Here is a 26,716-nt window from a genome sequence, read left to right as displayed (position 1 = left end):
TAGGTGATAAATAGCGAGTTAATCCCATGGAAAGAAAACCCAATAAACGGCTGCTAAATCACTATTCAGCTTGGAAATACTTAGTGCTTATCGTCACCATCATAGTGATGTTATTCAGTGCCTTGCCGACATTTTATGGTGAGGATGCCGCGGTGCAAGTAGGCGCTAAGGCTGGGTTAACACTCACGCCCGTAGCCCTTCGAGATAAGCTACAAGCTGAAGGCGTGACGGTAAAACGTATCGACCAAAAGAATGGTGAAACCTTAATTGTCCTCAATGAGGATAACCAACAAACCTTAGTTAAAACCTTGGTTTCGTCTATGGTCAAAGAGCCCAAGGAGTTGACCTTATCCCTTGCCAGTGCGGCGCCAAGTTGGTTGCAAAACTTAGGTTTTCAGCCGATTAAACTGGGGCTCGATTTACGTGGTGGTGTGCAGTTTTTACTCGATGTGGATGTTGAGCCTGTGTATCAAACTCAGGCAGAGGCGCTGGTTGATTCGCTACGTCAATTTATCCGTGAGCAGAAGATCCGTGGTGCCAGCGTCTATTTAGACCATGCTAGCCAGTTAAACCTGACCTTGCCCGATAATGACGCTCGCGCCGTCGTGCGTCAGATGATGAAACAGTCTTATCCCAATTGGCAATTATCTAATGCCGATGGCGCGGGTTTACAGATTAAGTTGAGCCAAGAGGAACAAACAAAGCTGCGTAATTTGACCGTGCAGCAAAACCTGCAAGTTATGCGCAGTCGTATTGAAGAACTCGGCATCACTGAAGCCTTAGTGCAGCGCCAAGGCGAGCATCGAATTCGGATTGAGTTGCCTGGCGTGCAAGATCCTGCAGCCGCGAAAAACGTCATTGGTGCTACAGCGAGTCTGGCTTTTTTCGAGGTGAAAGAGTCAGGTTCTGTGAATGCGCAAGTGCTGAAGGATAAATCTGGCAAGCCTATTTATGTGAGCCGCTCGCCAGTGCTGGGTGGCGATCACATTGTCGATGCCAGAGCGAGTTTAGGGGAGATGGGCATGGCCGAGGTGAATATTAATCTCGACCGTGTCGGCGGGCAGAAAATGTCTGAGTTTTCCCGATCCAATATTGGCAAACCTATGGCGACGTCTTACAGCGAGTACAGTCGTGATGAACAAGGTAAGGCCAAGCAAACTCAAGAGATTATCAGCGTCGCGACCATTCAATCCCAGCTTGGAGACCGCTTTCGCATCACAGGTGCTGGCACCTATCAAGAAGCGCAGCAATTAGCCTTGTTACTGCGAGCTGGCTCTATGACGGCGCCAGTAACGATTGTGGAAGAGCGCACCATTGGCCCAACGCTAGGTGCTGAAAACATTGAAAACGGTTTTGCAGCGCTTGGTCTAGGTATGGGCATTACCTTGTTGTTTATGGCGCTTTGGTATCGCCGTCTCGGTTGGGTGGCGAATATTGCGCTGATTTCTAACATGGTGATCTTGTTCGGCCTACTGGCGCTTATTCCTGGTGCTGTGTTGACCTTACCCGGTATTGCTGGCTTGGTGTTAACAGTCGGTATGGCTGTCGATACCAACGTGCTGATTTTTGAGCGAATAAAAGACAAGTTAAAGGAGGGGCGCAGTTTTGCGCTGGCAATTGATACCGGGTTTGATAGCGCGTTTTCTACTATTTTTGACGCCAACTTCACCACTATGATCACTGCAGTGGTGCTTTACTCCATAGGTAATGGTCCAATTCAAGGTTTCGCCTTGACCTTAGGTCTAGGTCTTCTGACCAGCATGTTTACCGGTATCTTTGCTTCAAGAGCCTTGATTAACTTAGTTTACGGACGTGATGCTAGTCGTCATGTGAGGGTATAAGCATGAAAAATATCAATCTAACAAAATGGCGTTATGTCTCCAGTGCTATCTCAATTTTTTTGATGATAACGTCATTAGCGATTATAGGTGTAAAAGGGTTTAACTGGGGATTAGACTTTACCGGTGGTGTGGTGACTGAAGTTCAGCTCGATAGAAAAATCACCAGCAGTGAGTTACAACCTTTGCTTAATGCTGCCTATCAGCAGGAAGTCTCTGTGATCTCGGCCAGTGAGCCGGGGCGTTGGGTACTGCGCTATGGTGATATAAAGAGTGCTGATACGGAGCAAAGCAATGTCGACATTCAGCAGGCATTAGCGCCACTTAACTCTGAAGTACAAGTCCTTAATAGTAGCGTTGTAGGGCCGCAGATTGGTCAAGAACTGGCGGAGCAGGGCGGGTTAGCGTTGTTAGTCGCTATGCTGTGTATTTTAGGCTATTTAAGTTATCGCTTTGAGTGGCGACTCGCATCGGGCGCTTTGTTTGCGCTGATACACGATGTTGTATTCGTACTGGCTTTTTTCGCGCTGACGCAGATGGAGTTTAATTTAACGGTACTGGCGGCTGTGCTGGCGATTTTAGGTTATTCGTTAAATGATTCGATCATTATTGCTGACCGCATTCGTGAGTTATTGATTGCAAAACCTAAGCTTTCGATTCAAGAGATTAATAACCAAGCAATTGTGGCGACGTTTTCCCGCACTATGGTGACCTCAGGGACAACTTTAATGACGGTTGGTGCGCTGTGGATCATGGGTGGTGGGCCGTTGGAAGGATTCTCGATTGCTATGTTTATCGGTATTTTAACCGGTACATTCTCATCGATTTCTGTTGGCACCTCACTGCCTGAGTTTTTAGGTTTAACGCCTGAGCATTATAAGGAACAAGTGATTTCTGATACGCCTTAGTGCTTTATTTTCATTCGTAGCAAAAACAAAGAGGCCACTCAATTGAGTGGCCTCTTTGTTAACACAATAAAAATCAAGAAAAATTATTTTGCCTTTGGCAAAGCAATTTTCATTTCTGGTGATTGACGATAAATCACCAGAATATGACCAATAAGTTGCACTTTTGCGGATTGAGTTTCACGTACTATGGCATCAACGATGGCATTTTTTAGCTCTCTGTCGGCAGAGGCTACTTTCACTTTAATCAATTCATGATAAGCGAGTGCGCTTTCAATTTCAGCGAGTACACCTTCAGTCAATCCATTGGCACCAAGCAGCACCACTGGCTTTAGCGGATGCGCTAGACCTTTTAAATGCTGTTTTTGTTTGGTTGTTAAGTTCATTTCTACCAACTTTTGCTGAGTTACTGTTGAAAAACGGCTATTCTACCCTTATATAGCCTTTGTGTAACTCTCAATTGTTGCGGATTTTAAATGTCAGGTAAAAAACGTACGGCCAGTTCCAATCGATGGATGCTAGAACACTTTGATGATCATTATGTCAAACTCGCACAAAAAATGGGATTGCGATCTCGCGCTGCGTTTAAGCTTGAGGAGATCCAGCAAAAGGATCAACTTATCCGCTCAGGCATGACTGTGGTTGACTTAGGGGCCGCGCCGGGAGGCTGGTCTCAAGTGGCGGTTAAATTAGCCGGAGAAAAAGGTAAGGTCATCGCCTGTGACATTTTGCCTATGGATCCCATCGTCGGGGTAGACTTTTTGCAAGGGGATTTTCGTGAAGATAAAGTCCTTCAAGCATTGCTTACCCGAGTCGGTGACGCTAAGGTTGACGTTGTGTTGTCTGACATGGCGCCCAACATGAGTGGTTCAGATGGTGTAGACCAGCCGCGCGCCATGTATTTAGTGGAATTGGCGTTAGATATGTGTCATCAAGTTTTGGCACCTAACGGTTGTTTTGCGGTAAAAGTCTTTCAGGGGGAGGGCTTTGACGAGTACATGAAAGCGGTAAAAGAGGCGTTCAAAGTAGTTAAAACACGTAAACCGGACTCTTCGCGGGCGCGTTCCCGTGAAGTCTATCTTGTGGCGACTGGGTACAAGTTGTAGTAACCTAGCGTTAATAATCGCAAGACTTAATGAGGTCTAGTAATTTGAGTGACATGGCAAAAAATCTAATACTCTGGGTTGTCATCGCCGTTGTGCTGATGTCAGTGTTTCAGGGTTACTCCCCCTCTTCTTCGTCATCGCAGAAGATGGATTATTCTACCTTCTTAGATAATGTCCGTGATGGGCAGGTCGCAACTGTTGAAGTTAAAAGCGATCAACGTACTATCGAGGGTGCTAAACGAACGGGTGAAAAGTTCACGACTATCATGCCGTTATATGACCAAGATTTAATTAATGATCTTGATCGTAAAGGCATCACCATGAAGGGCCAAGAAGCCGAAGAATCTGGGTTCCTAACCCAAATTTTCATCTCTTGGTTCCCTATGTTATTGCTTATCGGGGTATGGATTTTCTTCATGCGCCAGATGCAAGGCGGCGGTGGCAAAGGCGCTATGTCCTTTGGTAAGAGCAAAGCCAAGCTGATGAGCGAAGATCAGATTAAAACCACGTTTGCCGATGTTGCTGGTTGTGACGAAGCAAAAGAAGAAGTCAAAGAGTTAGTTGATTATCTGCGTGACCCAACTAAATTCCAAAAATTGGGCGGCCGTATTCCAACGGGCGTGCTGATGGTGGGTCCTCCAGGTACTGGTAAAACCTTGCTGGCGAAAGCCATTGCGGGTGAATCTAAAGTACCTTTCTTCACTATCTCGGGTTCTGATTTCGTTGAAATGTTCGTTGGTGTTGGTGCATCCCGTGTGCGTGACATGTTCGAACAGGCGAAAAAGTCTGCACCTTGTATCATCTTTATCGATGAAATCGATGCGGTCGGTCGTCAGCGCGGCGCGGGTTTAGGTGGTGGTCATGATGAACGTGAGCAAACACTGAACCAAATGCTGGTTGAGATGGACGGCTTCGAAGGTAATGAAGGCGTTATCGTTATCGCGGCAACTAACCGTCCAGACGTACTCGATTCTGCACTGCTGCGTCCAGGTCGTTTTGACCGTCAAGTGGTCGTTGGCTTACCGGACGTTCGTGGTCGTGAGCAGATTTTGAAAGTGCATATGCGTAAAGTACCGCTTTCTGAAGATGTGAAGGCGAGTGTAATTGCCCGTGGTACACCAGGTTTCTCTGGTGCTGACTTAGCTAACTTAGTGAACGAAGCGGCCCTGTTTGCGGCTCGTGGAAATCGCCGAGTTGTGGGCATGGAAGAATTTGAGCGTGCTAAAGATAAAATCATGATGGGTGCTGAGCGCCGTTCTATGGTGATGTCTGAAGCTGAAAAAGAAATGACTGCATACCACGAAGCGGGCCATGCAATTGTAGGTTGTTTAGTACCAGAGCACGATCCTGTGCACAAGGTCACTATCATTCCTCGCGGCCGTGCGCTGGGTGTCACTTTCTTCTTACCCGAAGCTGACTCAGTGAGTCAGAGCCGTCGTAAGTTAGAAAGCCAAATTTCAGTCGCATACGGCGGTCGTTTAGCAGAAGAGCTTATCTACGGTACTGAAAAAGTGTCGACTGGTGCATCACAGGACATCAAATACGCGACCTCTATTGCGCGTAACATGGTGACTCAGTGGGGCTTCTCGGACAAGCTAGGTCCATTATTGTATGCCGAAGAAGACGGTGAAGTGTTCTTAGGTCGCAGTATGGGTAAAGCCAAAGCCATGTCCGATGAAACTGCAACTATCATCGACGCTGAAGTGAAAGTCTTTATCGACAAGAACTACGCGAGAGCGAGGCAGATATTGACGGATAACCTCGATATTCTGCACTCGATGAAAGAAGCTTTAATGAAATACGAAACTATTGATTCACTTCAAATTGATGATTTAATGAAGCGTCGTGAAGTACGTCAACCGGCCGATTGGCAAGTGGATGACCATGGTTCTAACGACAAAGGTAGCGGTCATGGTGAGCCAGCTGAGAAAGCTGCTGATACTGTGACTAATGCATCTGATGAACCGGACTTGAAAGAGCCTGATGAATCACCTGCTAAGTAATTTGTTGTGAAACAAAAGAAAACCCCGTAAAGGGGTTTTCTTGTTTTACCTTGTAAGTAATTTGACTGCGCTGTCATTTATCCACTTTGCCGTTACTGATATTTATCCTCTGACATCATTACCTTGGATAGAAAGTGAAGGCTAAAACTGATGACGCAAGTTATGCCTATAGGTAAAATCGTAAGTGTTCGTATTACTGGAGTAAATGCGTGTTTGAACTGATTGCTGGCACTAAACGCCTCGCGTTATCTTCGCCCATAGTGATGGGCATTCTGAATGTCACTCCCGATTCCTTTTCCGACGGTGGTCAATATTCTTCCTATGAACTTGCCTGTCAGCATGCCGATGACATGGTGGCTCAAGGCGCAGGGATGATTGATATTGGTGGAGAGTCGACAAGGCCCGGCGCCGCCGAGGTGAGCCTAGCCGATGAACTTGCGCGGGTGATCCCGTTAGTAAAATATGTGGCGACGCACCATGATGTGTGGATTTCGGTCGATACCAGTAAAGCTGAAGTGATGCGTCAAGCCGTTGCCGCGGGTGCACACCTAATTAATGATGTCCGTGCTTTGATGGAACCCGGTGCGCTCCAAGCCGCCGTGGAGTTGCACGTTCCTATCTGTTTAATGCATATGCAGGGCGAGCCGAAGAATATGCAGTCTTCGCCGACGTATTATGATGTTATTGAAGAAGTGTCTACTTTTTTGACCGAGCGGGTTAACGCTTGCTTACAAGCTGGGATCCCCCGTGAATTACTTATACTCGATCCTGGCTTTGGTTTTGGCAAAAGCTTAGAACATAACTATGAATTACTGGCAAAACTCGATTCTTTTGCCAAGTTTGATTTGCCCTTATTGATAGGATTGTCCCGTAAGAGCATGATAGGGAACCTCTTAGCAAAACCGACCTCAGATCGTCTTGCTGGAAGCCTTGCTGGCGCAATGATAGCGGCCCAAAAGGGGGCTCATATCATTCGCGTGCATGATGTTGCTGAAACTGTGGATATGCTCAAGGTGTTACAAGCGACACAAGCGTATTTTTAAGCATCGTTATGCTCTCGTTAAGCATTTAATTAATATTATGATCCCAAATTATTGGGACACATTTGAGTTTGTGGGGCGATATGAAAGAACGTAAATTTTTTGGAACTGACGGTATTCGGGGAAAGGTCGGTTCAGGTCAAATGACACCTGAGCTTGCGCTAAAATTAGGTTGGGCAGCGGGTCGTGTATTGTCCCGCAGTGGTACCAAAAAGGTGATCATAGGTAAAGATACCCGTATTTCAGGTTATATGTTCGAATCGGCATTAGAAGCGGGTCTTTCTGCTGCTGGTCTTAATGTGATGTTAATGGGACCCATGCCCACGCCCGCAGTCGCCTATTTAACGCGTACGTTTCGCGCAGAAGCTGGGGTGGTGATCAGCGCATCACACAATCCTTATTACGATAACGGCATTAAATTTTTCTCGACCGACGGCAGTAAGTTAGACGATAACTTAGAGCTAGAAATCGAAGCCGAACTTGAAAAGCCCCTCGTTTGCGTTGAATCACATCTGCTTGGCAAAGTGTCGCGCATTGAAGATGCTCGTGGTCGTTATATCGAGTATTGCAAAGGTAATTTCCCCGCAGAACACACGTTAACTGGGTTAAAAATTGTGGTCGATTGTGCCCATGGTGCAACCTATCACATAGCCCCCGCAGTATTTCGTGAGTTAGGTGCCGAGGTGATTGCCATTGGTGATAAACCTAATGGGGTTAACATCAATGACAAAGTGGGCGCTACGTCCATGGGTAAGATTTGTGAAACTGTGCTCGCCGAAAGTGCCGATTTAGGTATTGCGCTCGACGGCGATGGCGATCGTATTATGATGGTCAATAGTAAAGGCGAAGTCATTGACGGCGACCAGATTTTATATATTTTGGCCTGTGATGCGAAATCCCGCGGCGTATTACGCGGTGGTGTAGTTGGTACGTTAATGTCAAATCTTGGGCTTGATTTAGCTTTGCAAGCCTTAGATATTCCCTTTGCGCGTTCAAAAGTGGGTGACCGCTATGTGATGGAATTGCTGAAGGAACTCGATTGGCGCATCGGCGGTGAAAACTCTGGGCATATCCTTAATCTTGACCACGGCACAACCGGTGATGGTATTGTCGCTGGGATTTTAGTGTTAGCGGCCATGCGCCGCCAAAATGCCACGCTAGAACAACTGACTTCTGCGATGGAAATGTTGCCACAGGTATTAGTCAATGTGCGCTTTGAGGGCGAGCATGACCCGCTTCAATCAGATAAAGTAAAAGCGGCACAGGCACAGGTTGAGTCAGAGCTTGGTGTTCGTGGTCGAGTGCTATTACGTAAGTCAGGTACTGAACCTTTGATCCGTGTCATGGTAGAAGGTGACGATCATAGTACAGTATTGGCGCACGCAAATTTGATTGCGGATGCGGTAAAATCGGCAAGCTAATCTTTGCATATTTAATAATGAGTGCGGCTGATACCAATTTAAAATTAAGGTGTTAGCTGCACAAATGAACAGAAATCAGCTTTTGAGTCTAAAAAACAAGCACTCCAACCTGATATCTGAAAAAATTCGAATTTTGCTATTGTAACTTAATAAGTGGTTCGCTATTATTCACGCCGCTTTCAGAGGAGACAGTGATGGCACTCAGACGTCCTATGGTAGCTGGCAATTGGAAGATGAACGGCAGTGCGGCATTAGCCCAAGAGTTGTTCAAGAAATTTGCCTCTAAGCTCCAAAATGATTCAGCTGAAGTGGTTTTATGCCCGCCTTCTATCTATCTAGAGAGCGTCAGGCAACTGCTAGAAGCAAACAAGGAAGCGTTAGACGGTTCACTTGTTAGGATGGGCGCACAAAACCTGAGTCAACATGACTTTGGCGCTTATACCGGAGAAGTTTCAGGTCAGATGCTCAAAGATTCAGGATGTCGATATGTGATTATCGGGCATTCAGAACGTCGCCGTATGTACGGAGAGACGAGTAATATCGTAGCGGAGAAATTCGCCGCTGCACAAAAGCATGGCTTAACTCCCATTTTATGTGTGGGTGAGTCGGGTCCAGCGCGTGAAGCAAGACGTACCTTTGAGGTGATTGCTGAAGAGTTGGACATAGTGATCCAGAAGAATGGCACTATGGCTTTTGATAACGCCATTATCGCCTACGAGCCACTTTGGGCTGTAGGGACAGGTAAAAGCGCTACACCAGAGCAGGCACAAGAAGTTCATGCGTTTATTCGCAAACGCCTCTCTGAAGTCTCTCCGTTTATCGGAGAAAATATCAGGATTCTCTACGGTGGTAGTGTAACGCCGAGTAATGCTGCAGATTTATTTGCCCAACCTGATGTTGATGGTGGACTGATTGGCGGTGCTAGCTTAAACTCTAGCGAGTTTTTAAGTCTGTGTACCATAGCGATGAGCGCATAATATGTATGAAGTTCTAGTAGTTATTTACTTGTTGGTTGCATTAGGTCTGATCGGCCTAGTATTAATTCAGCAAGGTAAGGGAGCTGACATGGGGGCCTCTTTTGGCGCCGGTGCATCAGGTACTCTGTTTGGTTCAAGCGGTTCAGGTAACTTCCTGACACGCACTACGGCAATTCTTGCCATTGCGTTTTTTACTTTGAGTCTGCTAATTGGCAACTTAAGTGCAAACCACGCAAAAAATGAAGATTCATGGAAAAATTTAGGTTCAGACACTGAACAGGTCACACAACCTGTTGAGCAAGGAACCCAAAAGTCAGAAACGAAAATTCCTGACTAGTAAAAGGTGTCGCCGAGGTGGCGAAATTGGTAGACGCGCAGCCTTGAGGTGGCTGTGACCTAACGGTCGTGCGGGTTCAAGTCCCGCTCTCGGCACCAAATATAACTAAGATAGACGAGATAAGTTCTCTCTTAGTTATTGCAAGAAATGACGATAGTCAATATACTTGCACACAGTTGACGCGGGGTGGAGCAGCATGGTAGCTCGTCGGGCTCATAACCCGAAGGTCGTCGGTTCAAATCCGGCCCCCGCAACCAGCTCCTAGTAACGAATAGTCTTTGAATTCGTTATGGTTTACAGGTTCTTGAAATTAATGACCTCGTGATTACGGGGTTTTTTGTTATCTGGGACTTTTAAATTTGTCGCATGCTTCGTATGTGGCGTTGTACTAGGGCTATTAAGCCCTTTTTTGTTTTTTCGGGGGTCAATCTTGGCAACGTTAGAATTCAGACTGGCAGAAATGCTCAAAGTACCTGTGGAAGCATTAGGCTTTCAGCTATGGGGCATTGAATATGTTCAAGCGGGTAAGCATTCCACACTGCGAGTGTTCATTGATGGTGAGAATGGTATCAATATTGAAGATTGTGCCAATGCAAGTCGCCAAGTCAGTGCTGTACTCGATGTTGAAGATCCTATTTCTACAGAATATACCCTAGAGGTTTCTTCGCCAGGTGTTGATAGACCCTTATTTACTGCCGAGCAGTATGCGGGCTATGTGGGCGAGGATGTAAAGCTTCAATTGACTATGCCGGTTGACGGCAGTCGTAATTTAAAAGGCGCCATCACTGCGGTCGACGGGCAAATGCTCTCGCTGAAAGTGAATGGTAAAGAGTTAGTTGTCGCATTGGATAATATCCGCAAAGGCAACTTAATCGCTAAGTTTTGATGGTTTCAAGGTGAACGAGGCAAGACGAGATGAATAAAGAGATTCTGCTAGTCGCTGAGGCGGTTTCAAATGAAAAGGCCGTTCCACGCGAGAAAATTTTTGAAGCGCTAGAGATTGCTCTGGCCACAGCAACCAAGAAAAAATACGAAGGTGATATTGACGTTCGTGTTGCTATCGACCGTAAAACCGGTGGTTATGATACTTTCCGTCGTTGGATGGTGGTTGATGACAACGGTGCCGCGTTAGAAAATCCTTACCGCGAAATCACGTTAGAAGCGGCACGATACGAAAATCCAGATATCCAACCTGGCGAGTTTATCGAAGACGATATCGAGTCAGTGGTGTTTGACCGTATTACCACTCAAACTGCTAAGCAAGTGATCGTACAGAAAGTACGTGAAGCTGAACGTGCTCAAGTGGTTGAACAGTTCCAAGACCAAGAAGGTGAGTTAATCACTGGTATAGTCAAAAAAGCAACTCGTGAAAGCGTAGTGGTTGACTTAGGTAATAACGCTGATGGCGTGTTGTTCCGTGAAGATTTAATTTCACGTGAATCTTTCCGCCCAGGCGACCGCGTACGTGCATTACTGTACTCAGTACGTCCAGAAGCTCGCGGCGCACAGTTATTTTTAAGCCGTACTAAACCTGAAATGCTAATCGAGCTTTTCCGTGTAGAAGTACCTGAAATTGCTGATGAACTGATTGAGATTATGGGCGCAGCCCGTGATCCAGGCGCGCGCGCTAAAATCGCCGTTAAGTCAAATGACCGTCGTATCGATCCTATCGGTGCGTGTGTGGGTATGCGTGGTGCACGTGTACAAGCTGTGTCGAATGAACTGGGTGGCGAACGTGTTGATATCGTGTTGTGGGATGATAATCCAGCACAATACGTGATCAATGCCATGGCGCCAGCCGATGTGGCCTCTATCATAGTTGACGAAGATAACCATTCAATGGATATCGCTGTTGAAGCAGATAGTTTGGCACAAGCCATTGGACGTAATGGCCAGAACGTACGTTTAGCAACACAGCTGACAGGTTGGGTTCTGAACGTTATGACAGTGGACGATATGAATAAGAAACACCAGGCAGAAAGTGCCAAGGTGGTTGATTTATTCGTTAACTCACTGGATGTCGATGAAGATTTTGCACAAGTACTGGCGGACGAGGGCTTTACGTCGCTCGAAGAAGTTGCCTATGTGCCTGTGTCTGAACTATTGGCGATTGACGGTTTTGACGAAGATCTCGTTGAAGCCTTACGTGAACGTGCAAAAGCGGCGATCTCAACTCGAGCTCTCGCTACTGAAGAAGCACTGGATGGTGTGGAGCCAAGTGAAGAGTTGCTAGCACTTGAAGGTGTTGACAGACACTTAGCCTATGTTTTCGCTAGCAAAGGTATTGTGACTCTAGAAGACTTGGCTGAACAAGGCATTGATGATTTGATCGAAATTGAAGAATTGACAGAAGAAAAAGCAGGTGAGCTCATCATGGCAGCCCGCAATATCTGTTGGTTTGGCGAAGAAGCATAAGTCGATCAACAGGGGGATTTAACTGATGGCAGATACTACCGTAGAGAAATTGGCCACGGAAGTGGGTAAAAGTGTTGAACGTCTGATTGAGCAATTCTCTCAGGCTGGAATTAAGAAAGGCCAAGCTGATAACGTGACTGAAGCTGAAAAGCAGCAGTTACTGGATTATCTGAAAAAGCAGCACGGTGGCGAAAATGCGCCAACGAAAATGACGTTGCAGCGTAAAACCGTATCGACCCTGAGTGTGGCTGGTAATGGTGGTCAATCTAAAGATGTTAAAGTTGAAGTTCGTAAAACACGAACTTTCGTCAAGCGTGATGCTAATGAGGCTACTCTGAAGGCTGAAGAAGAAGCGAAGGCCGAAGCAGAAGCTTTGGTAAAAGCAAAGGCTGAAGCAGATGCTGCTGCGGCAAAAGCGAAAGCAGAAGCTGATGCGAAGGCAAAAGCTGATGCAGAAGCCAAGGCGAAAGCCAAAGCAGCAGCCGAAGTGAAAGTGACCAAAGATACTTCACCAGAAGCTGAAGCGGCACGTTTAGAAGCTGAGCGTTTAAAAGCGGCACAAGAAGCGGCAACTAAGCGTAAGCAAGATGAAGAAGCTGCAAAAGCCGCTGAAAAAGCGCGTTTACTTGCAGAAGAAAACTCTAAGCGTTGGGCTGAAGAAGAACGTCAACGTTTAGAAGCTGAGAAAAACGGCGATCACCACATCACCACCTCTAAAGTAGCGCGTGCTGCTGAAGATACCTCTGATCTGGATGAAGAAAAACGCGGACGTCGTGCTCGTAACAAGAGTAACGCCAAAAAACGTGGTGGCAAAGATGCCCGTGACGGCCGTGAAAAACACATGCGTAACCGCAGTACTGCACCTGAGTCTATGGCGCACGGCTTTAATAAGCCAGTTGCAGCGGTAAGCCGTGATGTGCGTATCGGTGAAACTGTGACTGTTTCTGAACTTGCGCATTTAATGGCAGTGAAAGCGACTGAAATCATCAAGCAAATGATGAAAATGGGTTCTATGGTTACGATCAACCAAGTGTTAGATCAAGAGACCGCCCAGTTAGTTGCTGAAGAAATGGGCCACAAAGTTGTGCTTATCCGTGAAAACGAACTTGAGCACCAAGTGATGCAAGACCGTGACGATGAAGATGGCATCAAGCTAGAATCTCGTGCACCAGTTGTGACTATCATGGGTCACGTTGACCACGGTAAGACGTCACTACTCGACTATATTCGCCGCGCTAAAGTGGCTGCTGGCGAAGCCGGTGGTATTACTCAGCATATCGGTGCCTACCATGTTGAAACTGAAAACGGCATGATCACTTTCCTTGATACTCCTGGTCACGCCGCGTTTACTGCAATGCGTGCCCGTGGTGCCAAGGCAACGGATATCGTTGTATTAGTTGTTGCTGCCGATGACGGTGTAATGCCGCAAACTATCGAAGCTATTCAACATGCTAAAGCCGGTAACGTGCCATTAATCGTGGCTGTGAACAAGATGGATAAGCCGGAAGCGGATATCGATCGCGTTAAGAGCGAATTGTCACAACACGGCGTCATGTCTGAAGATTGGGGTGGAGACAACATGTTTGCCTTCGTTTCAGCTAAGACAGGTGAAGGCGTTGATGAACTGTTAGAAGGCATTTTGTTGCAAGCTGAAGTTCTCGAACTGAAAGCGGTACGTGATGGTATGGCTGCCGGTGTGGTCATTGAATCACAATTGGACAAAGGTCGCGGCCCAGTGGCAACGATTCTGGTTCAAGAAGGTACTTTGCGCCAAGGTGATATCGTTCTGTGTGGTCTTGAGTACGGTAAAATCCGTGCAATGAAAGACGAGAACGGTCGTTCAATTACTGAAGCGGGTCCATCTATTCCTGTTGAAATTCTGGGTCTGTCAGGCGTTCCGTCTGCAGGTGATGAAGCAACAGTAGTACGTGACGAGCGTAAAGCGCGTGAAGTTGCCCTGTATCGTCAAGGTAAGTTCCGTGATGTGAAACTGGCACGCCAGCAAAAATCTAAGCTAGAAAACATGTTCGCGAACATGACAGACGGCGAAGTGAAAGAACTGAACATCGTTCTTAAAGCAGACGTACAAGGTTCACTCGAAGCGATTACTGACTCGTTAACAGGTCTGTCTACCGACGAAGTGAAAGTGAACATCATCGCTCGCGGTGTGGGTGCACTGACTGAAACGGATGCAACCTTAGCGGCAGCTTCTAACGCTATCCTGGTTGGCTTTAACGTGCGTGCCGATGCACAAGCGCGTAAGACAATCGACAGCGAAAGTGTTGATTTACGTTACTACAGCGTAATCTATAATTTGATTGATGAAGTTCGTGCAGCGATGACAGGTATGCTGTCTCCTGAATTCAAACAACAAATTATTGGTCTGGCTGAAGTGCGTGACGTGTTCAAATCACCTAAGCTGGGCGCAATTGCTGGCTGTATGGTTACCGAAGGTACCATCAAGCGTAGCGCACCAATTCGCGTACTACGTGATAACGTGGTTATCTACGAAGGTGAACTTGAATCTCTACGTCGCTTTAAAGACGACGTTGCTGAAGTTCGCAATGGTATGGAATGTGGTATTGGCGTTAAGAACTACAACGATGTTCGCGTAGGCGACCAAATCGAAGTATTCGAAACCGTCGAGATTGCTCGTACTCTGTAACGATAATAAGGGCGGCTTTAGCCGCCCTTATCAATTTAAGCTATGGTAAGAAATATTATGGCAAAAGAATTCAGTCGTACTCGTCGAATCGCTCAGCAGCTTCAGCAAGAACTGGCTCAAGTGCTACAGCGCGACATGAAAGATCCTCGTATTGGCTTTGTAACCGTGAATGACGTCGATGTCTCACGCGACCTTAGTTATGCAAAAGTCTTCGTGACTTTCTTTGAAGAAGACAAAGCCGTTGTTCAAGAAAAGCTAAATGCTTTGATCAGCGCCGCTCCTTATATCCGCACTTTAGTGGCTGGCCGTATGAAGCTGCGTGTGATGCCTGAACTGCGTTTTATCTATGATAGCTCGCTGGTTGAAGGTATGCGCATGTCTAACTTAGTTAGCCAAGTGATCAACCAAGACAAAGCGAAGCAGCAGCAATTTGGCAGCGAAGACGCATCGGTTGAAGATGAAGTCTTAGGTGATGATATTGCCGATGATGCAGATGAAACGGAAGGTAAAGATTAATGGCTCGTCGTCCAAAAGGTCGTTTTATTGATGGAATAGTGCTGCTGGATAAATCCACGGGCATGAGTTCTAACTTTGCATTGCAAAGAGTAAAGCGCTTTTTTAATGCGAACAAAGCAGGGCATACGGGCGCACTCGATCCGTTAGCAACAGGTATGTTACCTGTGTGCTTAGGCGAAGGGACTAAGTTTTCCCAGCATCTGTTAGATGCTGATAAACGTTATTTAGTTACCGCAAAACTGGGTGAGCGTACGGATACCAGTGATTCCGATGGCGAAGTGGTGCAAACCCGCGCCATTGATTTTACTGAGGCGCAGTTATTAACCGCGCTTGATTTCTTCCGCGGCGAGACTCAGCAAGTGCCTTCTATGTATTCCGCGCTAAAATATCAGGGCCAGCCCCTGTATAAATATGCCCGTGAAGGCATTGAAGTGCCGCGCGAATCTCGCCCTATTACGGTATTTGAGCTTAATTTCATCGGTCTTGAATGCGATGAGCTGACCTTAGATATTCATTGTTCTAAGGGCACTTATATTCGCACTATCATAGACGATCTCGGCGAAATGCTCGGATGTGGCGCCCATGTGATCATGTTGCGTCGCACTCAAGTTGCACAATATCCCTATGCAAGAATGGTTACCTTAGAACAACTTGAAGCGCTTGTTGCCCAAGCACATGAACAACAGATAGATCCGAGTGTTTTACTTGATCCGCTGTTGTTACCTATGGACACGGCCGTGGCCGATTTTCCTGAGGTGAATGTGCCAGATGCAATCGCCCCTTATTTAATGCAAGGTCAGGCTGTTCGGGTGCCCGTTAATGCAGACTTGAAAACCGATGAACTGGTGCGTATCACTTTAGGTGACATCCGCCGATTTGTGGGGATTGGTACTATGAACGAAGACGGCTTACTTGCGCCGAAACGACTCATAGTAATCCATGACGAGCCTGTAGAATCGCATTAGTCTGCTATCCATGAACAAATTAATTAATTTGTTCATGGATTAGTCTCCACCTTTTATTGCGCTAGGGTGGGTTTCTGGGTAGAATAGCGCGCCCTCTGGCTGAGTTAGTGATCGGCTAGAGATTCATAATTATTTATTTGGAGATATACATGTCACTAAGTACTGAAGCAAAAGCAAAAATTTTGGCTGAATTTGGCCGTGGCGAAAACGACACTGGTTCAACTGAAGTTCAAGTTGCTTTGTTAACTGCGCAAATCAACCATTTGCAAGATCACTTCAAAGAGCACATACACGATCACCACTCACGTCGTGGTCTGTTACGTATGGTTAGCTCACGTCGTAAGTTAACTGCTTACCTGAAACGTACTGATTTAGCACGTTACACTGCACTGATCCAAAAGTTAGGTCTACGTCGTTAATCTCGCGTTGACTAACGTGAAAAAGGAGGCTTAAGCCTCCTTTTTTATTGCCTAAAATTCAGTAGATGATTAAATCAAGCTGTGTAGGATTTAGGCCAGAGCATGTCGATATTATGTCTTTACGCTGGCCTTAACGCCGCATAAATCATTGGTCTGATTAAAGAACTCTAAGCACCACGTAGTCCATCTAAAGTGCTTATCGTTGCTGTCTGTGTCGCTATATACAGGGCTTCAAATTCCGCTTGGGGCAAGGGTTGGCTAAAATAGAAACCTTGGCCAACTTGGCACTGATTCTGCTTCAACCAATCCAACTGCTGCTCGTTTTCAATTCCTTCGGCCACAATGGTCAAATTAAGCTGCTTACCCAACATCAAAATGGTCGATGCGATTGCACTATCCCCTGGTAAATCGGACACGAAACAGCGGTCAATTTTCATGGTGGTGATGGGTAAATGGCGTAGGTAAGAAAGTGATGAATACCCAGTGCCGAAGTCATCGACGGCAATACCAAATCCTGCAGATTTTAGTTGCTCAAGTTTAGCGATAGCCAGTTCAATGTCGTTCATCAACGAGGTTTCAGTGATTTCAATTTCCAGCAACTCGGGTTGGATTTGATAGCGTAATGCCATCTGCTTGATATCGGGAACTAAACTAGCATCGGCAAATTGTTGTGAGGCAACATTAATCGCAATTGGGATGGCATAGTTATATTTTTTCTGCCACTCCCTCAAGACCTTGCAGCTTTGTTCTATTACCCAGCGTCCAATTGGAATGATGATCCCTGTTTCTTCCGCGACGGGAATAAAAGAAACCGGACTGATGAGTCGGCCGTCTTTTTGCCAGCGGATCAGGGCTTCACAGGCGATCACTTTGCCCGTTTGTAGGTCGAGTTTTGGCTGAAAATACAGTAAAAATTCGTTGTTTTTTAACGCATCATGCAAAGATGCTTCGGTGCGTAAACGCACAGCTGCGCGCTCTGTCATCTGCTGTTTAAAGAAGGCCCATTGATTCGAGCCTGCAGCTTTCGCGCTGTACATGGCAATGTCAGCGTGACGGATCAAATCTTCAGCACTGTTACCGTCTTCGGGATAAATAGAAATCCCAATTGATGCCGCAGGATGAATTGCATGTTCATTTAATTGAATCGGGACATTGAGCTGGATCAGTAGCTTATCTACAAAATCTGCCGCTTGGTCTGGGGTGTGAACTGTATCAGCCAGAATAACAAATTCATCGCCTCCTAAGCGGGAAACTGTGCCTTTATCGCCAACGAAGCGTTCAAGGATGCGGGCAATACGGGCAAGAAATTGATCGCCTAATGCGTGGCCAAGGGAATCGTTGATATTCTTAAAGCGGTCTAAGTCGATAAACATCAAGGCAAAGCTGCGTTTGTGTACTCGCGAACGTTGGATTGTGACTGCGATGGTTTCAAGCAATAGCGTGCGGTTGGGTAAGCCTGTTAGCGGATCTCGGGTCGCCATCTTGCGCAGTTTGGATTGGGTCTGGCTAAATTGGATAAGAATTTGGTTGAATTTAGAGGTCACTAGACCGAGTTCATCATCCTTGTGCGCATTGGACATAGGTAAGAGGTTTTCGTCCGGAGAGTCGGGCTCAATCTTATCTATGGCCTCGCTGATGCGTGCGATAGGCTGAGTTAAGAAGCGATGGAAGACGACAGATAATACTAAGGTGAGCAAGAGAGCGCGGGCAAGTGTGGCGAAAAAACTAAATCTTAACTGTGAGAAAAGGGTATTTGTCAGCTCTTGGGTGTCGTAGAAAACTGTTAATGTGCCAATAAGTTGTTGCTGTTGGGTGCCTTCAAAATAAAAAGGGCGGTACAGCGGGCGAGATATTTCCTTGAGATCATCAAATAATTTGTTACTTAAGCTGATAAAAGTCTGCGAGTTGTTCTTTTTATTATTGCTGACTGAAACAAACATGGAACCATCGTCGAGCTCAATCACTGCTGAGCCGACATGTTCAACCTTAATGGCCCCTTCTAATGTTTGGCGAGCTAAATTATCATCCAAAGCCCAGACGGCATTTGCTGCTGGTTGTTCAACTGAATCAAGGAGTTCTTGCTGGGTAGTTGTGAGCTGTTGTTTGGTTGATACGACGACTAAAGCGATTTCAACAATAAAAATTGCAATGGCAAAAAAGAGGGCGGTAAATACGACTAGATTAGTTTGTTTCCACGTCAGTGACTTAAAACGGCCTGTCATCGGGCGCATCCTTTATGATAATTATTCACCATCTGCGAGAATTTCCGTATCAATGTAAACCGCAACTCTTTGTTGATTTAACCACTTTAGTGAAAAGTTACGTATTTGTCATCATTATCTGCTCTTTATCTATTGATCCGATTTGCAGTATACTTACGCGCGTAATTCAAGGTCATTAATTAAGGAATGGGTCACGTGAATCCTATTGTAAAGAGTTTTGAGTATGGTCAACATACAGTCACCCTGGAAACAGGTGTTATAGCGCGTCAAGCAGATGCAGCCGTTTTAGCGAGCATGGGTGACACGACTGTGTTGGTCACTGTTGTCGGTAAAAAAGAAGCAGAAGCTGGTCGTGACTTTTTCCCTCTGACTGTTAACTATCAAGAAAAAACCTACGCAGCAGGTAAAATTCCTGGTGGTTTCTTTAAGCGTGAAGGCCGTCCTTCAGAAGATGAGACTTTAATTGCTCGTCTGATTGACCGTCCAATTCGCCCTCTTTTCCCTAATGGTTTCAAAAACGAAGTTCAAGTTATCATTACTGTAGTCTCTGTCGATCCACAAATCGAGCCAGATATCATCTCTATGATAGGTACTTCAGCGGCACTGGCTATTTCTGGTATTCCATTCAGCGGTCCTTTAGGTGCTGCACGTGTGGGTTACATTGATGGCGAATACGTGTTGAACCCAAGTGTTGCGCAACTTGCAACCAGCCAACTGAACTTAGTGGTTGCTGGTACTGCTGGCGCAGTATTAATGGTGGAATCAGAAGCCCAAGCATTACCAGAAGAAGTGATGTTAGGTTCTGTTGTTTACGGTCACGATCAACAACAAGTGGTTATCAAAGCGATTGCTGAATTTAAAGCAGAAGCTGGTAAACCAACTTGGGATTGGACTGCACCAACGCAAGATGCCGATTTAGTTGCCCAAATCAAAGAGCTTGCAGAAGCGGGTTTAGGTGATGCGTATAAAATCCAAGTTAAACAAGATCGTTATGCTCAAGTTTCTGTTGTTAAAGCAGCAACAAAAGAAGCCTTGTTAGCGAGCAATCCAAGCGTTGATTTACGTGAAGTTGATAACTTACTGGGTAGCTTAGAGAAGAAAGTGGTTCGTGGTCGCATCATCCGTGGTGAGCCTCGTATTGATGGTCGTGAACCAGACATGATCCGTGCCTTAAGTGTGTTAGCGGGCGTATTGCCACGTACTCACGGTAGCGCATTGTTCACTCGTGGTGAAACTCAAGCGTTAGTCACTTGTACTTTAGGTACTGAACGTGATGCACAGAAGATTGACAGCATCATGGGCGAGCGCACTAACCGTTTCATGCTGCACTATAACTTCCCTCCATACTCTGTTGGTGAAACAGGCATGGTGGGTTCACCTAAGCGCCGCGAAATCGGTCATGGTAAGTTAGCATGGCGCGGTATCAATGCTGTTATGCCTTCAGCTGCTGAATTCCCATACAGCGTGCGCGTTGTATCTGAAATCACTGAATCTAACGGTTCAAGCTCTATGGCGTCAGTATGTGGTACTTCACTAGCTCTGATGGATGCTGGTGTGCCTATCAAAACTTCTGTAGCGGGTATCGCTATGGGTCTAGTGAAAGAAGGCGATGATTTCGTTGTTCTTTCTGACATCTTAGGTGATGAAGATCATTTAGGTGACATGGACTTTAAAGTTGCGGGTACGCGTGATGGTATTACTGCACTGCAGATGGATATCAAGATCGAAGGTATCACTAAAGAAATCATGGATATCGCACTGCAACAAGCCTATGGCGCACGTGTACATATCCTGAACGTGATGGATCAAGCGATTGGTTCACACCGTGATGATATTTCTGATCACGCTCCACGGATCACTGTTATCAAGATCAACCCAGAAAAAATCCGTGACGTTATCGGTAAAGGCGGCGCAGTTATCCGGGCTCTTACTGAAGAAACGGGCACTACGATTGAACTGGAAGATGACGGTACTGTGAAGATCGCTTCTTCAAACGGCGAAGCAACCAAAGAAGCTATCCGTCGTATCGAAGAAATCACTTCAGAAGTTGAAGTGGGTCGTATCTACAATGGTAAGGTTATCCGTATCGTTGATTTCGGCGCATTCGTGAACATTCTGCCGGGCAAAGACGGTTTAGTACACATTTCACAAATCAGTGATGAGCGTGTTGCTAACGTGTCTGATCACCTTGAACTAAACCAAGAAGTTGCTGTTAAAGTAATGGAAGTGGATCGTCAAGGCCGCGTACGTCTGTCAATCAAAGAAGCACAAACTAAAGAAACTGCCGCTGCTGAATAATGAGTCTTTGACTTATTATTGGCACACACTTTCTAAGTGATTGCATCAAAAGGAGATCAAATGATCTCCTTTTTTGTTTTTGGCATTAAGAAAGTCAGTATTAATCTTAATTCCCCAATAGCAGTCCTGTGGTGGGATTGCTATCATGAAGATTCTTCTGCGTATGTTGGGAATCTAAAAAGGTAGAAATGGATGAGTCTTAAAATTAGAACCGCTGTCGTTGCTGTGCTGGCGGGCGCCAGTCTGTTGTTAGCCGGATGCGCTACCACCCAGTCTCCTTTAGATAACCATAATGATGTTGAAGGTAAATTGGTTATCGCACCTGTCATGCCCGATTATAAAGTGGAAGTGACGTTAGCGAAGCTCAACGAGATTTTGGCTACGGTCGAATTAACCAATGAGCAAAGAGCCAGATTTCATTACGATCGCGGTGTGATTTACGACAGTGTGGGCTTAAGACTGCTCGCGCGCATCGATTTTATGCAAGCGCTGAAGCTGCAACCCGATCTCGCTGATGCTTATAATTTTCTTGGGATTTATTACACCCAAGAAGGCGAATACGCTAGCGCCTATGAAGCATTCGATGGCGTATTAGAACTCGCTCCTAACTACGATTACGCCTATTTGAATCGCGGTATTGCCTTGTACTATGGCGACCGTAACGATTTAGCCACTAAAGATATGCAGGCATTTTATGCTGGTGATAATAAAGATGGTTATCGGGCATTATGGCTGTATTTGATTGATTTTAAAGATGATGCAGTTGAAGCTAAAAAACAGTTAGCTGAAAACCGTAAGAATTTAGACAATGATGCTTGGGCGACCGTTATCGTTGATTATTATTTAGGAACAAAGAGCCATGATGAGGTGTTTGCTGCTGCGAAAGTTGGCTTAACTCATCCCAAAGAATATGCCGAACGTTTATGTGAGGCTTATTTTTACTTGGCGAAAATGGCAATAGAAAACAAGCAATATCAAGATGCTGCTAACTATTTCCGCTTAGCATTGGCAACCAATATTTATGATTTTGTTGAACATAGATATGCGCGGATTGAGCTCGCTAAAGTCAAAGGTTTGCTCGAAGCCACAAAATAATCCTCATCAGCCCGAGCTCATCTCGGGCTTTGCCTAGCCAAGCTCGAACTGAGGCGCTATAATTTGCGCCTTTTTAGCGATACTAGTGCATAGGTTAACATGTCAGGCAATAAAGTAGAGGTCGATAAACGTCGCACCTTCGCGATCATATCGCACCCCGACGCGGGTAAAACAACCATTACCGAAAAAGTGCTGTTATTCGGAAACGCTTTGCAAAAAGCGGGAACGGTTAAAGGCAAAAAATCGGGTCAGCATGCTAAGTCTGACTGGATGGAAATGGAGAAGGACCGTGGTATTTCGATTACTACGTCTGTTATGCAGTTCCCCTATGGTGGCGCCCTCGTTAACCTACTCGACACGCCTGGTCACGAAGACTTCTCTGAAGATACCTATCGTACGCTAACGGCTGTTGACTCCTGTCTGATGGTCATTGACTCTGCAAAGGGTGTAGAAGACCGTACCATTAAGTTGATGGAAGTGACCCGTCTGCGTGATACGCCGATCGTGACCTTTATGAACAAACTCGACCGTGATATCCGAGATCCTATCGATTTGATGGATGAAGTCGAAAACGTACTGAATATTGCCTGCGCACCTATTACTTGGCCTATTAGCAGCGGTAAAGAATTCAAAGGTATTTACCACATACTGCGTGATGAAGTCGTGCTGTATCAAAGTGGTATGGGGCATACTATCCAAGAGCGTCGCGTGGTGAAGGGTATTAATAATCCTGATCTTGATAAAGCGATAGGTAGTTATGCCGCTGATTTACGTGATGAGATGGAATTAGTGCGTGGCGCGTCGAATGAATTTGATCATGCGGCTTTCTTGAAAGGTGAGCTGACGCCAGTGTTCTTTGGTACCGCGTTAGGTAACTTTGGTGTGGATCATATTCTTGACGGTATCGTTGAGTGGGCACCTAAGCCATTACCGCGTGAAAGCGATGCACGCGTAGTTATGCCTGAAGAAGAGAAATTCACTGGTTTCGTGTTCAAGATCCAAGCAAATATGGATCCAAAACACCGTGACCGTGTCGCCTTTATGCGTGTTTGTTCTGGCCGTTACGAGCAGGGCATGAAAATGCACCATGTGCGTATCGGTAAAGATGTTAACGTCAGCGATGCATTGACCTTTATGGCGGGCGATCGTGAGCGTGCTGAAGAGGCTTACCCAGGCGATATCATTGGTTTGCATAACCATGGCACTATTCGTATTGGCGATACTTTTACCCAAGGTGAAAAGTTCCGCTTCACTGGCGTGCCTAACTTTGCGCCTGAAATGTTCCGCCGTATCCGTCTGCGCGATCCACTCAAGCAAAAGCAACTGTTAAAAGGCTTAGTACAGTTGTCTGAAGAAGGTGCTGTGCAAGTATTCCGCCCAATCGATACTAACGATTTAATTGTTGGCGCCGTGGGTGTGCTGCAGTTTGAAGTGGTTGTTGGACGTCTTAAGAGCGAATACAACGTTGAAGCCATTTACGAAGGTATCAGCGTTTCGACCGCTCGCTGGGTTTATTGCAAGGATGAGCGTAAGCTTGAAGAGTTCCGCCGCAAGTGTAGCCAAAACTTAGCACTCGATGGTGGTGATAACTTAACCTATATTGCGCCAACTATGGTCAACCTGAATCTTTCGATGGAAAGATATCCTGATATTGAGTTTGCGAAAACCCGCGAGCATTAATTAGGTTGGGTTTAGAATAGTTGTTGAAATGGCGGTGAATTCACCGCCATTTTTGTATCTAATGAAATCTAAAAACGGTTCTGGATGTGAATGATGGCGAATTGGATCACAAAAACATGGCAGGTTTATATTCAGTGGTGCGACCGCATGGGGCTGACACCTGAAAATCGTCGTTGTTGTATGCCACGCCTTGAAGATCCGCCATTAGCGATAAAATGCACTAAAACGACAGCAGCTGATGAAACGGCATTGCCGCCTGAAGCGCATTCAAACGGTCAATCGACCGCAGAGTGAGGTATTTGCAGTGATTGATACCCACGCACATCTAGATTTTGCCGAGTTTGATCTTGACCGCGATACTGTAGTGCAGCGAATGCACAGTGTTGGGGTTAATAATCTGATTATTCCTGGCGTGTCCCCGCAACACTGGCACAAACAGCTCGCTGTTGCCGCACAATATCAAACCTATTTTGCCCTTGGCATCCATCCTTGGTTTTGCCCAGAGAATGTTGATGCAGGGATCTTAGCATTAACATCTAAAGTTGCCGCGTTGCTCGAATGTCCTCGTTTTGTTGCTATTGGTGAATGTGGCTTAGATAAACTTTATTCCGCTACTTGGCCGCAGCAGTTAGCGTTTTTTGAGGCGCAATTGACGTTAGCTAAATCCGTTAATCTGCCGGTGATTATTCATAGTGTTAAAGCGCATCCCGAGGTTTTGGCCTGTTTAAAAAAGTATCAATTGCCTAGAGGCGGTGTGATACATGCTTTTTCTGGCAGTGTTGAGATAGCACAGGAATATATTAAGTTAGGTTTTAAGTTGGGAATTGGTGGTTTGATTATGAATCCCAATGCCAAAAAATTACTCAAAACAGTCACTGAACTCCCACTCGAACACCTCATACTTGAGACTGATTCTCCGGCAATGACGCCGATAAATGTTACTGAAAAACGTAACCAACCCGCTAACCTTGTTCTTTTTATAGACAAAATCGCTACTTTGCAAAAAAAATCAAGTGTTCTAATATCAGAACACTTGATGTCGAATGCTATGCAACTGTTTGACCTTTAGTTGTTTTTAAATAAACAGGTGTAGGTCGCACTAGCATTCTCCACTAAGCGATTGAAATTAAACTCCAAAAATATGATCAAAACGACGATTTTCGACTTAGGCTCGGGTATAATCTGACTCGGAAATAGGTTGATTAACAACATAATTAAAAAGTGTTAACAATAGGGTGATGGTTAATGAATATATTGATGAGTTTAGTAGGGGTGGTCACCCTACTTGCGATAGGTTTCCTCCTATCGAATAACAAAAAAGCAATTAATTTGCGTACAGTGGGTGGCGCGTTAGCTATTCAGGCCGCTTTCGGTGGTTTTGTACTGTACGTTCCTGTTGGTAAAGACATTCTGAAAGGTATGTCTGATGCGGTTTCTAGCGTTATTGGTTACGCACAAAACGGTATCGGTTTCCTGTTTGGTGATTTAGCTAACTTCAAACTTGGCTTCATCTTCGCAGTAAACGTGTTACCCGTTATCGTGTTCTTCTCTTCTCTGATCGCGGTTCTATATTACTTAGGCGTTATGCAGTGGATCATCCGTATCATCGGTGGTGGTTTACAAAAAGCATTGGGCACAAGCCGTACAGAATCAATGTCAGCAACAGCTAACATCTTCGTGGGTCAAACTGAAGCTCCTCTGGTTGTTCGTCCATTCATCCCAACTATGACGCAGTCTGAACTGTTTGCGATCATGGTCGGTGGTTTGGCGTCAATCGCGGGTTCAGTATTGGCTGGTTACGCGCAGATGGGTGTACCTATCGAGTACTTAGTTGCCGCATCATTCATGGCAGCACCAGGTGGTCTATTAATGGCTAAACTGATGCACCCTGAAACTGAAGTTGCTAAAAATGACATGAGCGATTTGCCAGAAGATCCTGACAAACCAGCTAACGTGTTAGACGCAGCTGCAGCAGGTGCTTCATCTGGTATGCATTTAGCGTTAAACGTTGGCGCTATGTTGTTAGCCTTCGTTGGTTTGATCGCTATGATCAACGGTATCATCGGTGGTATCGGTGGTTGGGTGGGCATGCCTCAGTTAACACTTGAACTGATCCTCGGTTATGTGTTCATGCCTTTAGCATTCCTTATCGGTGTACCTTGGAATGAAGCATTAGTCGCTGGTTCTTTCATTGGTCAAAAGATCATTGTTAACGAATTCGTTGCTTACTTAAACTTTGCTCCATACCTGAAAGACATCGCTGATGGCGGTATGGTTGTGGCAGAAACAGGTTTAGCAATGACAGACAGAACTAAAGCGATTATCTCGTTTGCTCTGTGTGGTTTCGCTAACTTGTCTTCAATCGCGATTCTGCTTGGTGGTTTAGGTGCAATGGCTCCTAACCGTCGTCATGATTTAGCTACTATGGGTATTCGTGCGGTTATCGCTGGCTCTTTAGCTAACTTAATGAGTGCGACACTTGCTGGTCTGTTCTTAGCTATCTAAGTCAATGAACGGCAGTAGGGGGAAACCCCACTAACTGGGTCCTGACCATGCAGGGCAGGACCTAAGTTAATTCAACCATTTTCCAGTAGTGCCAGTAGTGATTCCTGTAGTGAATAGTTTCTCCAATTGAAAGACACAGAATGCAACTGAGATGTAGCTGTTATTCTGTCTTAAATGTCGCGGGAACACGGTTAAGTTAATTAATCGTAATGCAGAAGTCGCGACTTTGTTCACAATTAAGAATTTTGTGTTTGTGATTTTACGCTAGATTATTGAGATTTTATTTAATCTAGGTAGAATGCGAGCGCC

General features: G+C 45.7%; 22 protein-coding genes and 2 tRNA genes. 22 read left to right on the top strand and 2 right to left on the bottom strand.

Annotation, left to right across the window (positions count from 1 at the left end):
* The first annotated feature begins 26 nt into the window (after positions 1–26).
* Positions 27–1,841: a protein translocase subunit SecD gene (secD, locus tag Q4Q54_RS08665; protein ID WP_311988217.1), complete on the top strand. Its 1,815-nt coding sequence runs from the start codon at positions 27–29 to the stop codon at positions 1,839–1,841.
* A gap of 2 nt (positions 1,842–1,843) precedes the next feature.
* The gene (gene secF / locus Q4Q54_RS08660) at positions 1,844–2,746 is read left to right on the top strand and encodes a protein translocase subunit SecF (protein ID WP_311988216.1); all 903 of its coding nucleotides are present in this window, start codon (positions 1,844–1,846) and stop codon (positions 2,744–2,746) included.
* Positions 2,747–2,829: 83 nt separating this feature from the next.
* Here secF and yhbY read toward each other — a convergent pair whose 3' ends face one another.
* Positions 2,830–3,129, bottom strand: coding sequence for a ribosome assembly RNA-binding protein YhbY (gene yhbY / locus Q4Q54_RS08655; RefSeq protein WP_006082725.1), 300 nt, complete (start codon positions 3,127–3,129; stop codon positions 2,830–2,832).
* A 90-nt stretch (positions 3,130–3,219) separates the two neighbouring features.
* On the opposite strand from yhbY, the gene rlmE reads away from it, so the two are divergent.
* The 14 genes from rlmE (at position 3,220) to rpsO (ending at position 16,607) form a co-directional block, all read left to right on the top strand.
* Positions 3,220–3,849 (top strand): 23S rRNA (uridine(2552)-2'-O)-methyltransferase RlmE, encoded by a 630-nt coding sequence (gene rlmE, locus Q4Q54_RS08650; protein ID WP_106651353.1) that lies wholly within the window; start codon positions 3,220–3,222, stop codon positions 3,847–3,849.
* Positions 3,850–3,878: 29 nt separating this feature from the next.
* Entirely contained in the window at positions 3,879–5,852 is a 1,974-nt protein-coding gene (gene ftsH / locus Q4Q54_RS08645; protein ID WP_311988215.1) for an ATP-dependent zinc metalloprotease FtsH, read from the top strand.
* A gap of 209 nt (positions 5,853–6,061) precedes the next feature.
* Positions 6,062–6,895, top strand: coding sequence for a dihydropteroate synthase (gene folP, locus Q4Q54_RS08640; protein WP_107948736.1), 834 nt, complete (start codon positions 6,062–6,064; stop codon positions 6,893–6,895).
* An 80-nt stretch (positions 6,896–6,975) separates the two neighbouring features.
* Positions 6,976–8,313: a phosphoglucosamine mutase gene (gene glmM / locus Q4Q54_RS08635; RefSeq protein ID WP_106651350.1), complete on the top strand. Its 1,338-nt coding sequence runs from the start codon at positions 6,976–6,978 to the stop codon at positions 8,311–8,313.
* Positions 8,314–8,507: 194 nt separating this feature from the next.
* Positions 8,508–9,290 carry a triose-phosphate isomerase gene (gene tpiA / locus Q4Q54_RS08630; RefSeq protein ID WP_006082720.1) on the top strand — a complete coding sequence of 261 codons (783 nt, stop codon included), beginning with the start codon at positions 8,508–8,510 and terminating at the stop codon, positions 9,288–9,290.
* 1 nt (position 9,291) lies between these two features.
* Positions 9,292–9,627, top strand: coding sequence for a preprotein translocase subunit SecG (secG, locus tag Q4Q54_RS08625; RefSeq protein WP_006082719.1), 336 nt, complete (start codon positions 9,292–9,294; stop codon positions 9,625–9,627).
* An 11-nt stretch (positions 9,628–9,638) separates the two neighbouring features.
* A tRNA-Leu gene (locus Q4Q54_RS08620) sits at positions 9,639–9,725 on the top strand.
* Positions 9,726–9,807: 82 nt separating this feature from the next.
* A tRNA-Met gene (locus Q4Q54_RS08615) sits at positions 9,808–9,884 on the top strand.
* Between the two features lie 173 nt (positions 9,885–10,057).
* Complete coding sequence (gene rimP, locus Q4Q54_RS08610; protein ID WP_006082718.1) at positions 10,058–10,513, top strand: ribosome maturation factor RimP; 456 nt, start codon at positions 10,058–10,060, stop codon at positions 10,511–10,513.
* Positions 10,514–10,542: 29 nt separating this feature from the next.
* On the top strand, positions 10,543–12,042 hold the full coding sequence (nusA, locus tag Q4Q54_RS08605) for a transcription termination factor NusA (RefSeq protein ID WP_220590918.1): 1,500 nt from the start codon (positions 10,543–10,545) through the stop codon (positions 12,040–12,042).
* 25 nt (positions 12,043–12,067) lie between these two features.
* The gene (gene infB, locus Q4Q54_RS08600; RefSeq protein WP_311906393.1) at positions 12,068–14,707 is read left to right on the top strand and encodes a translation initiation factor IF-2; all 2,640 of its coding nucleotides are present in this window, start codon (positions 12,068–12,070) and stop codon (positions 14,705–14,707) included.
* 57 nt (positions 14,708–14,764) lie between these two features.
* Positions 14,765–15,223 carry a 30S ribosome-binding factor RbfA gene (gene rbfA / locus Q4Q54_RS08595; RefSeq protein WP_105251700.1) on the top strand — a complete coding sequence of 153 codons (459 nt, stop codon included), beginning with the start codon at positions 14,765–14,767 and terminating at the stop codon, positions 15,221–15,223.
* Positions 15,223–16,188 (top strand): tRNA pseudouridine(55) synthase TruB, encoded by a 966-nt coding sequence (truB, locus tag Q4Q54_RS08590; RefSeq protein WP_311988214.1) that lies wholly within the window; start codon positions 15,223–15,225, stop codon positions 16,186–16,188. The genes rbfA and truB overlap by 1 nt, the downstream gene beginning before the upstream one ends.
* Positions 16,189–16,337: 149 nt before the next feature.
* Entirely contained in the window at positions 16,338–16,607 is a 270-nt protein-coding gene (gene rpsO, locus Q4Q54_RS08585) for a 30S ribosomal protein S15 (protein WP_106651344.1), read from the top strand.
* Positions 16,608–16,774: 167 nt separating this feature from the next.
* On the opposite strand, the gene Q4Q54_RS08580 is transcribed toward rpsO, so the two are convergent.
* Positions 16,775–18,829, bottom strand: coding sequence for an EAL domain-containing protein (locus tag Q4Q54_RS08580; RefSeq protein ID WP_311988213.1), 2,055 nt, complete (start codon positions 18,827–18,829; stop codon positions 16,775–16,777).
* Between the two features lie 195 nt (positions 18,830–19,024).
* Between Q4Q54_RS08580 and pnp the strand changes: the two genes are divergently transcribed.
* The 6 genes from pnp to Q4Q54_RS08550 all read left to right on the top strand — a co-directional run bounded on the left by pnp (position 19,025) and on the right by Q4Q54_RS08550 (position 26,407).
* Positions 19,025–21,127, top strand: coding sequence for a polyribonucleotide nucleotidyltransferase (gene pnp, locus Q4Q54_RS08575; RefSeq protein ID WP_300482598.1), 2,103 nt, complete (start codon positions 19,025–19,027; stop codon positions 21,125–21,127).
* Positions 21,128–21,319: 192 nt separating this feature from the next.
* Positions 21,320–22,222 carry a lipoprotein NlpI gene (nlpI, locus tag Q4Q54_RS08570; protein WP_006086937.1) on the top strand — a complete coding sequence of 301 codons (903 nt, stop codon included), beginning with the start codon at positions 21,320–21,322 and terminating at the stop codon, positions 22,220–22,222.
* Between the two features lie 99 nt (positions 22,223–22,321).
* Positions 22,322–23,902 (top strand): peptide chain release factor 3, encoded by a 1,581-nt coding sequence (gene prfC / locus Q4Q54_RS08565; protein WP_311988212.1) that lies wholly within the window; start codon positions 22,322–22,324, stop codon positions 23,900–23,902.
* A gap of 90 nt (positions 23,903–23,992) precedes the next feature.
* Entirely contained in the window at positions 23,993–24,196 is a 204-nt protein-coding gene (locus tag Q4Q54_RS08560; protein WP_311988210.1) for a hypothetical protein, read from the top strand.
* A 10-nt stretch (positions 24,197–24,206) separates the two neighbouring features.
* Entirely contained in the window at positions 24,207–24,971 is a 765-nt protein-coding gene (locus Q4Q54_RS08555; protein WP_311899852.1) for a TatD family hydrolase, read from the top strand.
* A 176-nt stretch (positions 24,972–25,147) separates the two neighbouring features.
* Entirely contained in the window at positions 25,148–26,407 is a 1,260-nt protein-coding gene (locus Q4Q54_RS08550) for a NupC/NupG family nucleoside CNT transporter (RefSeq protein WP_220590910.1), read from the top strand.
* Positions 26,408–26,716: the final 309 nt, after the last annotated feature.

The sequence above is a fragment of the Shewanella sp. SP2S2-4 genome, assembly GCF_031932025.1.
GTDB classification, from domain to species: Bacteria; Pseudomonadota; Gammaproteobacteria; order Enterobacterales; family Shewanellaceae; genus Shewanella; species Shewanella baltica.
Note: the sequence above shows the minus strand (reverse complement) of the source record. Positions and strands in the feature narration are given on the sequence as shown.